The organism is Balneolales bacterium ANBcel1 (assembly GCA_029688905.1).
GTDB lineage: Bacteria > Bacteroidota > Rhodothermia > Balneolales > Natronogracilivirgulaceae > SLLW01.
The window spans coordinates 130,389-142,535 of sequence record JARULB010000007.1; the positions used below are offsets into that span (position 1 = coordinate 130,389).

8 protein-coding genes are annotated in these 12,147 nt (G+C 51.6%); 5 read left to right on the forward strand and 3 right to left on the reverse strand.

The features are described 5' to 3' along the window. Nucleotides 1-114: 114 nt before the first annotated feature. A complete protein-coding gene (locus QA596_10745; protein ID MDG5767942.1) occupies nucleotides 115-2,169 on the reverse strand; it encodes a glycoside hydrolase family 97 protein in 2,055 nt (684 codons plus the stop codon). Nucleotides 2,170-2,397: 228 nt separating this feature from the next. On the opposite strand from QA596_10745, the gene QA596_10750 reads away from it, so the two are divergent. Together QA596_10750 and QA596_10755 are read left to right on the forward strand one after the other, a co-directional pair. Further along, entirely contained in the window at nucleotides 2,398-3,741 is a 1,344-nt protein-coding gene (locus QA596_10750) for an amidohydrolase family protein (GenBank protein ID MDG5767943.1), read from the forward strand. Nucleotides 3,742-3,843: 102 nt separating this feature from the next. Further along, nucleotides 3,844-5,073 carry an amidohydrolase family protein gene (locus QA596_10755; GenBank protein ID MDG5767944.1) on the forward strand — a complete coding sequence of 410 codons (1,230 nt, stop codon included), beginning with the start codon at nucleotides 3,844-3,846 and terminating at the stop codon, nucleotides 5,071-5,073. Here the strand turns inward: QA596_10755 and QA596_10760 are convergent, their stop codons facing one another. Continuing rightward, the gene (locus QA596_10760; GenBank protein MDG5767945.1) at nucleotides 5,074-7,221 is read right to left on the reverse strand and encodes a tetratricopeptide repeat-containing sensor histidine kinase; all 2,148 of its coding nucleotides are present in this window, start codon (nucleotides 7,219-7,221) and stop codon (nucleotides 5,074-5,076) included. A gap of 249 nt (nucleotides 7,222-7,470) precedes the next feature. On the opposite strand from QA596_10760, the gene QA596_10765 reads away from it, so the two are divergent. Together QA596_10765 and QA596_10770 are read left to right on the forward strand one after the other, a co-directional pair. After that, a complete protein-coding gene (locus QA596_10765) occupies nucleotides 7,471-9,153 on the forward strand; it encodes a HAMP domain-containing sensor histidine kinase (protein ID MDG5767946.1) in 1,683 nt (560 codons plus the stop codon). Further along, nucleotides 9,143-9,850: a response regulator transcription factor gene (locus QA596_10770; GenBank protein ID MDG5767947.1), complete on the forward strand. Its 708-nt coding sequence runs from the start codon at nucleotides 9,143-9,145 to the stop codon at nucleotides 9,848-9,850. The genes QA596_10765 and QA596_10770 overlap by 11 nt, the downstream gene beginning before the upstream one ends. Here the strand turns inward: QA596_10770 and QA596_10775 are convergent. Next, nucleotides 9,801-10,364 (reverse strand): NAD(P)H-dependent oxidoreductase, encoded by a 564-nt coding sequence (locus tag QA596_10775; GenBank protein ID MDG5767948.1) that lies wholly within the window; start codon nucleotides 10,362-10,364, stop codon nucleotides 9,801-9,803. The genes QA596_10770 and QA596_10775 overlap by 50 nt on opposite strands. A gap of 338 nt (nucleotides 10,365-10,702) precedes the next feature. Between QA596_10775 and amt the strand changes: the two genes are divergently transcribed. Further along, complete coding sequence (gene amt, locus QA596_10780) at nucleotides 10,703-12,088, forward strand: ammonium transporter (GenBank protein MDG5767949.1); 1,386 nt, start codon at nucleotides 10,703-10,705, stop codon at nucleotides 12,086-12,088. The last annotated feature ends 59 nt before the right edge of the window (nucleotides 12,089-12,147 follow it).

The following is a 12,147-nucleotide window of genomic DNA, read 5'->3' on the forward strand; positions in this document are numbered from 1 at the left end:
ATCTCAATTTTTCGGTATTTGTCATTTCGCACATCTGTTCGGTGTCATTACCGGCAATGCCACGTATCCGAGTTGCCTGCACAATCAGCTTCCAGCAGGCGACCCGGTTAAAAATCAATCCAGCGCCCGGAAGCGGATAGCCTGCCCTCCGCCGGGGGCCAGTTCCAGAGGCAGCATGGTGTTATTGTCCACCTCGATCTCTTCGATGACAATATCATAGGGATTCTCTTCCCAGTCAGCCGCAGCGCCGTCCCGGTAGATTTCGGCCACATAACGGCGTCCGCTATCCAGAAAAGAGAGGTCTGCGTTCAGGACTCTGGGCTGTTCGTCTGTAATACTGCCCAGATACCAGTCATCACTGTTACGATCGCGCCTGACTATAGTCACATACCGTCCGATGTCGGCGTGCAGTATTTTCGTGTCATGCCAGTCTACCGGCACATCCTTAATAAACTGAAAAGGTTCCGGATTTGCCTCATAGTTTTGCGGCAGATCAGCGGCCATTTGAAGCGGACTGAAGATTGTGACATAGAGCGCCAGCTCTTTTGCAAGAGTATGTTTGACGCGGTTATCGGGCCTGTATTCATCAAAATGCAGTTCAAAGATTCCCGGAGTGTAGTCAAAGGGCCCGGACAAAGAGCGCGTAAACGGGAGCGTCACTACATAATCGGGTGGATTGCCGCCCCACTCACCCCATGCGTTATACTCCTGACCCACAGCCACCTCCCGCGTCATAAGATTTGGCCAGGTGCGTCGTAAACCCGTATCCTTGACTCCTTCATGAACATTCAGGGAAATCTTGTGGGATGCGGCCAGCTCCACGACTCTCTGGTGATGGTCGACCATAAACTGCCCGTGATGCCATTCGAACTGCTCGTTCCCGTGTTCATCATAACGCATAATTTCGCGGCCGTGACCGACATAGCCGGTTTTAACGGCACGCACCCCGAGGGATTCATAAAGGGCAAAGCCCTCTTCCATCTGTGACTCATAATGCAGCACGGTGGCGGAATTTTCGTGGTGCCCCATCAGGCGGGTTCCCCTGTCCAGAGCGTACTGCGCCACACCTTCGAGATCGAACTCGGGAATAGACTCGGTAAAATCAAACACTACGCCGCTGTCGTACCAGTCGCCATCCCAGCCAGGGTTCCATCCTTCCACCAGCACATGGTCAATGTCATGTTCGGCGGCAAAATCGATATAGCGCATCGCATTTTCGGTAGTTGCCCCCAGATTTGGTCCGCGGCCCCAGGTGGATTTATCCAGATGCATCTCCCACCAGATGCCAACATATTTTCCCGGTTCAATCCAGGAGGTGTCCTCAATTTTGTTCGGTTCATTCAGGTTGAGAATCAGGTAGGAGGTGATGAGATCACCGGGGCGGTCGGCCAGCTGGATCGTCCGCCAGGGGGTTACCATGGGTGCGGATCCACGGACCCGAACGCCGTCCGACCAGGGCATCAGGTTTGCTTTGAGGGTGTAACCGTCCACCCGCTCCAGTGTCATGGTAGTGAAATCCACCAGAGCCGCCTCGTGGAAACTGATATAAAGGCTGTCGGCCGTGCGCATGGTCAGTGGAGTGTGCACGGTATCGGCCTGTGAAAGCGGTGTGTTTTCAAACAGGTATTCAAAACGGTTCCATTGGTAGGCATCGACATACCAGGACTCATGGTCGCCGGTCAAGTCAAACTCCGTCAATTCATCCATGATAATCAGGGTATCCAGGTTTGGCTGTTCCGGAAACTCGTAACGAAATCCGACACCGTCGTCAAAGGTCCGGAATACCACTGTCAGCTCCCTTCCCTCGGGAGCCTCTTCAGCCAGGCGGACCGTCATCTCCTCATAATGATTGCGCACATGTCGTTTTTCACCCCAAACCTGTTCCCAGGTTTCATCAAACGAATCGTATTCAACGGACTGTATCCGGAAGTTGCCCGACAAACTGCCGCCCTCGGCAAGCTCAAAGCCCATCCGTGATGGCTCGATCACGCTCACTCCTTTTCGCTCAACGGAATAAAACGGCACTCCATCGGCGTCCAGATTAAAATGAACCGTATTTATGCCCCTTGGTGAAGTAACGGAATGGGTGCTCTCCCGCGGCTGGCATCCCGAAACGATTATCATAAGCATAATCCAAAGAGTGGCTGAGATACGAAATCCTGAATTCATAATAGTAGTCCTGTTACTGATTTTTTCCTGTTATTGCAGCACTTGCCTCTGCCGGCCGCAACCCTTTCTGCTCCAGTTTGTGATATAGAAATATCCGACACCAATCGACCATCCGCAAGCCCTGGTGTGGCGATCGGGCAATCTCCTCCGAAGGTTTCACAACTCTGCTTTTTTGAAAAACTTTTCCCATATTGGCGGTTTGTCCCATCCCCAAAGAAAATCAAGAATATGAGCTTTTTACAAGGATCATCGCGGGCCTGGCGAAGGATTATCCGAACAATAGTATACTGGGCTGCAGGGTGCTGGCTGCTTTACGCCGGACTCTCAACTCCCGCTTCCGCACAGCAGAACACACTTGCCTTCACAGGGGCGGAAGTAATCACCGTTACCGGAGCGACTTATGAGAACGGAGTACTATTGGTCCGTGACGGGATCATTTTGGAGGCCGGTTCGGTCGAAACGGTTACCATACCGCCGGATGCCGAAGTCGTTGATGTCACAGGAAAAGTGATCATGCCGGGGCTGGTGGATCCGCACTCTCATGTCGGTGAAGGTGATGGCGGCGACCGCTCATCGGCCATGCATCCTGACGTGCGCATCCTGGATACCATCAACCCCGGAAGCGACACTTTTCGAAAAGCGCTGGCCGGAGGGATTACCTCTGTCAATGTGATGCCGGGATCGGGTCACCTCATAAGCGGCCAGACCGTCTACCTGAAATTGCGCCGCGTGAATACCGTGGAAGAGATGCTGGTATACGTGGATGAGGAGAACGGGATTTATGGCGGACTCAAGATGGCCAACGGCACAAATCCCCTGCGGCAGCCTCCGTTTCCCGGCACCCGGGCCAGATCGGCTGCCATGGTAAGGGCTCTGTTTATCCAGGCTATGGAATACCGTGACAGGATGGCCGCGGCGGCATCCGATCCGGAGCGTATGCCCGATCGTAACCTGACCCTGGAGACTCTTGTGGAAGTGCTTGACGGCAAGCGGATTGTGCATAACCACACCCATCGCCACGACGATATCCTCACCGCTATCCGGTTGGCGGATGAATTCGGATACCGCATGGTGTTGCATCATGTTACCGATGCATGGAAAGTGGCGGATGAAATCGCCGCATCCGGATATCCCGCTTCCATTATCTACATCGACTCGCCCGGGGGGAAGATGGAGGCGGTTAACCTGCTTCCAAAATCGGCACCCGTTCTAGAGCAAGCTGGTGTTGATTTCGGTTTCCACACCGACGACGGCGTTACCGATTCGCGGCTGTTCCTCCGCTCACCGGCATTCGGAATGCGCGAGGGGTTGAGCCACCAGAAAGCCCTTGAATCGGTGACTATCGCCAATGCCAGGCAAATGGACATGGAGGATCGGGTCGGCTCCCTGGAAAAAGGCAAGGATGCGGATTTTATCATTTTGTCGGGGGATCCGTTCAGCGTCTACACCCGGGTGCTGCAAACATGGATCGAAGGAACCAGGGTTTGGGATTATGACGATCCGGAAGATCGCAAATTTGCCACCGGCGGTTACAATGTGTTTAACGGCGGCGGCTACGGGCATCACCGTTGACCTCCCCGATCCAACCGCACATGAACACACCTGCCCGGATAATAACCGGTGAATGAACCTCCGCCATCAGATACGGCACCATCCATCAGACCATAAACTCCCATGAAGCGTAATATCACCCCTGTCTTGATCGCACTTTCGGCTGCGGCGGTAATAGCGTTTTTTTACCCGCCTGAACTGAACGCGCAAATTGCGGTAACCGCCGATACCCTGTATACCATGGAAGGTCCGCCTGTTACCAATGGTGTCGTTCTGATACGTGACGGACGCATTGAGCAGGCCGGTCGGCGTGACGACCTCGCCATCCCGCAGGGCTACAAGCAATACAATGCACAAGTAGTAACCCCGGGACTTATTGACGCGCGTACTGTTGTCGGTCTGGCAGGGTATTACAACCAGGACCACGACCAGGATCAGCTTGAGTATTCGCATGCACTGCAACCGGATCTGCGTGCTTTTGACGCGTATAACGCACGAGAGGAGTTGGTCGGTTTTCTGCGTCAAAACGGTATCACCACCATGCACACGGGACATGCCCCCGGCGCGGTAATCAGCGGCCAGACCATGATCGTAAAAACGGTCGGCCATACCATCGACCAGGCCATTATCGACTCGACTACCGCGCTTGCCATCACCCTGGGCTCAACCGTCGGAAACAACTTTGACACACCCGGCACCAGGGCCAAAGGAGTTGCCATGCTGCGTCAGGAACTCATCAGAGCAAGGGAATACAGTGAAAAACGCGAAAACGAAGATGCGGGCGGCAGGCCCGGCACGGACCTCAAGCTTGAGGCGCTCGCCGGGATGCTTGAAGGGAAAACCCGTGCGCTTATCACCGCCCAGCGCTCCCAGGATATCATGACGGCGCTTCGCCTGCGTGACGAGTTCGGATTTCCCCTGATCCTGGATGGTGCCGCGGAATCTTTCATGCTCATTGAAGAGCTTACAACCGCCGATGTGCCGGTACTGATCCATCCTACCATGGCCAGAACCAGGGGTGATATGGAAAATGCCGCTTTCGATACCGCTTCAAAACTGGCGGAAGCGGGCATTCTTTTTGCATTTCAAAGCGGATACGAATCCTATGTCCCGAAAACCCGTGTGGTACTGTTTGAAGCAGCTATTGCTGTTGCAAATGGCTTGAACCGGATTCAGGCACTGGAAGGCCTTACGGTCAATCCCGCCGCAATCTTGAATATTTCGGACAGGGTCGGGTCCATTGCCCCCGGCAAGGACGCCGATCTGGTGCTGTTCAACGGCGATCCCTTCGAATACACCAGTCGGCCTACGCATGTGATTATCAACGGGGAAGTGGTGTACGAGTTTGAATAATCAGGAAATCGGGAACCGACAGGTAAAGGTACTTCCCTCTCCCTGTTTGGTTTGGAGCTCAATCGTACCTCCAAGGCGCTCAACGAGCATATGTACGGCGTAGAGTCCCAGACCGGTTGAAGCTTCTCCACCCGTAGGCTGCGCCGACAGCCGGGCGAACATCTGATACAATTTTTGCCGATCCTCTTCGGAAAAACCCGGACCGGTGTCCGATACCTTCAGCTCCCACCAGTCGCGGTTTTTCATACCGACTTTTACCGTCACTTTCGCTCCGGCGGGAGAAAATTTTATGGCATTGGAGAACAGGTTATCCAGGATCCGGCTCACATACGGCTCATACGTCTGAACCTCCATCGGCTCAGCATCGACGCTCAATTGGATCTCCTTGCTGCGGGCATTGTCACGGTAGCTTTCGACCATACCGGACACCATTTCATCCACCCTGGTTGATTTCATTTCGAGGTCTTCGGCCTGTTTCTCAAGAGAATGCACATCCAGAAGGCTGTCGATCAGATGATTCAGCCTGTAAGCTGATTTTCGGGCCATTTCGAGATACTTCTGCTCTTCTTTATCATGTACAGACTCGGCGACCACATCCAGAAAACCTATAACGCCAAACAGCGGATTTCTGAGGTCATGGACGATAATGTCGATCAACCGGTCCTTGTCGATGTTCAGCTGTTTAAGATCACTGTTAAGCTCTTCGAGCTGTTTGTTCTTTGAGATTATTTCATCGGACTTCAGCTCCAGGTTGTGATAGGTGTTTTCCAGCTTTCTGTGATTGCGGTACATCACTATGAGTAAACCGGCAAAAATCAGCCCGGTGACGACAAGCACAACCAGCAGGGTCTGCTGAACCGTACTCAGGCGCTCCCTGTAGTCCAGCTCCTGCCTCAGAATTTCATTTTCGGCTTCCGCCAGATCCACTTCATAGGCTGCCCTGACCTCTTCAAACTCTTGATCACGCCTGCGCTGGTTCAGAGAATCAGAATACGCCATCACCATTTTGTAGGCTTCGACAGCCTCACTGTAGGCTCCCTCTGTTTCCATCAACCGGGCCTCCATTTCCCAGCTCTTTGCCGTCATATCCATATTGTCTATCCGTCCGGCTATGGCTCTGGCCTCTCGGATACGCGTCAAAACCTCGCCATGGCGTTGCGTTTCCATAAGGGCTTCAGCGAGTCCCATGGACAGATACATGATTCCGGGAGGAAAACCGATTTCCCGGCTCATTTCATATCCCTGTCGAAAAAAAGAATAGGCCAGGTCCAACTCCCCGGTTTCGAGGTAGACATTTCCGAGATTATAATTATTCTGAGCTACCCGGCTTGTCACCTCCAGCTCTTCGTTAATTTCGAGGGCGTTCATCAGTGCCAGTACCGCTTCCTCATACCTCTCCAAAAGCTTCAGGGTATTGGCCTGGTTATTGTATATGATAGCCATGTTGACCTTGTCACCGGCGTCATGGTTCAGTTCCAACGCGCGCTCAAACTCTTCAAGGGCCTTTTCATGATCTCCCTGTCTGTGCAATATCCTGCCGATATTGTTCCTGATGGTGGCTTCATTTGTCGTGGCCCTCTCCCGCCTGAAAATTTCCAGGGCTTCATAACTGAACTCCAGTGCCTCTGCGGGATTTATCTCAGACACCAAGCCTCCCCTTGTAGCGTAAACCCGAGCCACAGTCACCGGATCATCCACGTCCGGAATCAGTGCCATGCCCTGTTCAATGGTTTCCAGAGCTTCCGGGCGCCGGTTCAACCTGTCCAGCGCGAACGTTTTCCGGACCTTCACCATAACGGCCTGCTCCGGAGTGGCATATTCTTCAACGTATTCCAGCGCCTTCTCCGTGGTTGTCAGGGCTTCATCATACCGCCCGCGATCCATCAGTGCCCTGGAGTAATGGGTGTAAGCTGTTATCAGAGCACTGTAATTATTACGTGATTTTGCCGTTTCAATAATTTGCACGTATAATGAATCTGCCTCCTCGTAACGGCTTTCAAGCACGAGCACATCCAGGGATTCATTTAACGCGGACAACTCATCGGCCGCTTCACGGTCTTTGGGAGGATCGTATTGGCAGGATGATAAAATAACAGGCAGCACAACCATTGAGACAACCCAGCATCGGACACCCCAAAAGTTGATCATCTTCCTTATTATATTTGAATACATGTGCATGTAAAATGCAAAATTATCAAGCGCAGATAATCGTTCCGAGCTCAATGATATCTCCTCAGGCTATCTGTCAACACACAACCGTATGACCCAAAAGGACATTATTGCAAAACCACCCGGCGTAACTTAGTGATACTTGTGGAAAAACAATATCACTTTCTCCATTATTACCTTTAAAATAAACGGAAAAGATCTACGGGCAACCTCTCTTCCAATCAGATTATGAATCAGTTCAAATATGTTCGATGGGTATTTCTTGCGATGGGGCTTGTCGCAATTTTCGGCCTCACCGGCATGAATGTATATTCACTGTATGCCCTGCATGACAATGCCGTGAAAAATTCGGTTGAAAAACAGAAGCGTCAGATGCTGGAATACAGTGATCAGATCCGCAGCCGGCTGCGATATCCCCGATCCGAGCTATGGCAGCTTGACATGCCCCGCATCAAAAGTACCCTGACCGCTCCCGACCAGGTGGCAGAGGAACTTGTTCATGCCCTGCAAACTGCAGGTAACGATTCCATTTTCTCTACAATCTACCTCTCACCGGCCGAATGCAGTACCTGTGACAGGCAGGGTGGCCCCATCTGGAGATACGAACCCGAGTCGGGACGTTTTCATGACGCTCCTGATTACAGCCATCTTGTGAGCGACGGACTGACCATGGCAAAAACACGCATGAGTTCACTTATTAATGAGTATCAATGGAATACGCACGTTTTTTTCGATACCCATAACAGCATGACCATTGCGCTTATCCATGTACCCGGCCAACAGATTATCGCCTATCTCACTTTTTTGATCGACCGGGAGTATCTGGTGCAACAATATATGAGCCCCAAGCTGCTCCGTTCTTTTGGAGAGGGAAAGGAGTCCGGTATCGTACTATGGCTTCACGACTGGACAAAAAACGAAGTACTGGCAACCAACGACCCCGGAGTCGACTTCAGCTACCAGAAAGTGGACTTCATCCAGAACTTCCCTGACCTGCTCAACGACTGGAATCTGAAAGCGGCGTTTACCGCCAACCCTGACATAGCCGCATCCCGGGCATCCCTGACGCGCAATCTATTTGTCTTGGGAGGAGCCGTGTTCCTCATCATTGCCGCAATGGCATTTATCTTCTACACCGCGCAAAGAGAGCGGTCGCTGGCCGAACGCCAGGCGACATTCCTGGCCAATGTGACCCATGAATTGCAAACACCGCTGTCGGTGATTCTTGCCGCCGGGGAGAACCTCTCTGACGGCAGGGTAAACGACTCCGGGCGCCTGCGATCTTACGGAAAACATATCTACAATGAGTCACTGCGTTTACGGGCCATGATCGAGCGCCTGTTGGATACGGCCAGAGTCAGTACCGGAAATATTCAACCCCGGCAAGAATTACTGGATTTATCCCCTTTCACCCGCAGTCTGCTAAAGAGAAAACAGAGCTGGCTGGAAAGCAGCGGAGTCCAGATAACGTTTGAGGCCGAAGACAAACCTGCCCATATTTACGCGGATCCGGGCGATCTCACCTCATCCATCAGTAATTTGATTGAGAATGCTATTAAATACAGCCCGGAAGAAAAGTTCCTTGCAATCCGTATATTGCAGAGGAATGGCTCGGTTGACCTGGAAGTGGAAGACCACGGTATCGGCATCCCTAAAAAAGCACAAAAGCATATATTCGACAAGTTTTTTCGGGTGGAAGATGCCCTGACGGCAAAGACCAAGGGTCACGGGCTCGGCCTTGCCATCGTTAAAGACCTGGTCAGCCGCAATGGCGGATCTGTTCATGTCGCCAGTACTCCAGGGAAAGGATCCACGTTTACCATCCGATTCCCGGCCGGTGCAACCGGCAAATCATCAGAATTTAAAGAAGACCAAAAGACTAACGCCCAGGAAACCACCCATGTCTCATAAAAATCCGGTCATCATGATCGTCGAGGATGAGCCCAGTTTAATTTTCACACTGCGCGACACCCTTGAAAACGAAGGCTATGACACTATTGTAGCAGAGAACGGAAGCAAGGCTCTCGAAATGCTTCAGGAGCAGAAACCAGATCTGATGATACTGGATATCATGCTCCCCGGTTTAAGCGGATTCGATGTCTGTCAAAAGGTGCGGGAACGCAAACTGACATTTCCAATCATCATTCTCACGGCCCGTGATCAGGAGATCGACAAGGTAACCGGATTGAATATTGGCGCAGACGACTACATCACAAAACCGTTTGGTGTGAAAGAGCTGCTGGCCAGAATCAAGGCCCGGCTTAGAAGAACTGACTCCAAACCCTTGCGCAACAGTGATATCATTTCACTTGGGGACATTCAAATTGATCTCAACGCCTCCAGCGTAAGCCGCCCAGATGGCAATATGGAGCTAACAACAAGAGAGGTGGAACTGCTGCGCTTTCTTGCGTCATGGCCAAATGAACCGGTTACCCGCAAATCATTGCTCGAAAATGTCTGGCGATACGAACACAGTTCCAACACCCGAACCGTTGATGTCCATATTTCCAAACTCCGGTCTAAAATCGAACTGCAACCCGATGATCCCCGTTACCTGGTTACGATGCATGGGGTTGGTTATATGCTAAAGATGCAACAAAACGGATAAAACCCTTCACCTGGCTCTCGAGCAGTTCTGCCACCATCTTGTCCTTGATTCCCTCATCTTCGCTAAAGTTGTTCCTGACTCTCTGGATAAATACTCTCTCCGGATAGTTGTGGGCATTCCGATACGAACAGACCATTTGAAGCTGTTCCACCGCTCTGAGTGCCCCGAATGCTCCCGCCGCTTCACCAACAAAGGCGATCGGTTTCTTGTCAAACGCCTCGGGGAAAGGTAGATAGTCAATAAACACCTTGAGGATACCCGGGAATGAACCGTTGTACTCCGGGATCACCATTACAATCCCGTCGGCTTCCAGCACTCGATTCCGAAACGCCTCCACCTCAGGCAGAGACTGTCCATATTTGCCCCCGGCCACTTCTCCAAGAGGAAACTCTTCGAGGCTAATAACCCTCGCCTCCACACCATGGGCTTCATACAGTGGTTTGATGTGGTTGGCAACTTTAAGCGCCTGTGATCCGGGACGGTCGGTCCCACTAAGTATTGCTATGGTATTCATTGCTTTCGTGGATTGATGTTCGTTTTGATATCGAGCCGGTGCTTCTCTGAAAGTAATGCCTTTTCATAATACCTGCATTAAAACTTCACCCCAGGCAGCACCGACAACTTAACGTGCAAGCACCTCCATATCATTCATTCTGAGAGCTAAAAAAACACCTGTTTTAAAAGCGCTTTTCTAAACCAATAAAGCTTATTATTTTAATTAATAGCATGATTAAGATAATTTTATATTGCATTTTTTAATTTTTGCCTTACTTTTTAACGCAACAAGGCGATAAGCTTTTATTAAGACAAAGAGCACGGAAACCCAAAAAACCATAATCAAACAGAATACTTATGAAGTCTATGATACCAAAGAGATGGCCAGGCAGAACGGCCGCGATTTTATCAGCCTTACTGCTGTTGCCGGGCATAAGCCTGGCCTCCGACGGCACATACGACACACTGGAGGCGTTCAAGGCGTCTGCGGAGTATGCCGTCTTTGTAATTGACAACTTATGGATTCTTCTGGCTGCAGCCATGGTTTTTATCATGCACCTTGGCTTTGCAACGGTTGAAAGCGGGATGTCCCAGGGTAAGAATTCCATTAATGTCATTTACAAAAACGTGTTTATTCTTACGACCGGGATTCTGACCTACGCAGTTATTGGGTTTCAGTTGATGTACCCCGGAGATTTCAATGGTATCCTTGGATTCGGAGGATTTGGAATTGGAGTGGATGAGTCCGATCCTGTCGGGATGTTTACTCCTGCCTATGGTGAAGAGATGACCATCTATGCCGATTTCATCTTTCAGGCCATGTTCGCAGCAACCGCCGCCACCATCGTATCCGGTGCCGTAACCGGAAGAATCAAAATCTCCGCTTTCATGATCTTCGGTGCGCTGTTGGTGGCGTTTTGCTACCCGATAACCGGTAGCTGGGTCTGGGGCGGAGGCTGGCTTGACGGACTTGGATTCTACGATTTCGCTGGATCCACACTGGTTCATGGGGTTGGCGGTGCTGCCGGACTGGCCTGTGTCATTATTCTCGGCCCGCGAATCGGCAAATTTTTTAACGGCACATCCCATAGTATCCCCGGACACAGCGTTCCCCTTGCCACCGTCGGAGTTTTCCTGCTCTGGTTCGGCTGGTTCGGTTTCAACGGCGGATCCGTGCTCAGTGCCGATCCTGTAGAAGTGTCCTATGTATTTGTCACCACAGCCATTGCCGCCTCCGCAGGCGCACTTCTGGCCATGCTTACCGCCAGAATTGTGATTAAGAAGCTGGATGCCGAAATGGCTCTGAACGGCATTCTCGCCGGGCTGGTTGGTATCACCGCCGGTGCAGACGTAATTTCACCGCAGATGGCCGGAGTTGTCGGTGGAATCTCCGGCATCATCGTGGTTCTCTCCATCCTTATGTTCGACAAACTGAAGATTGATGACCCGGTAGGTGCCATTTCCGTGCATGGCGTTTGCGGTATTTGGGGAACACTTGCTGTAGGTATCTTCTCTGCCGCAGGTACAGTCGGTATCCAGCTGCTTGGAGTGGTAGCAATTTATGGAACCACGTTCCTCTTCTCCCTCGCCGTATTCGCAGCCATTAATGCCGTGATGGGTGTCAGGGTCTCGAAGGAATACGAAACCCGCGGTCTCGACCTTTCCGAACACGGAGTGGCCGCATACCCGAACTTTACGATGATTGACTCCAGCTTTATTGGAGCGAAATCAGATCCAACCTGATCCTTCCCCAACAATAAAATGCTTCACAGAAAAGCCATTCCGCCTGAAAACGGAATGGC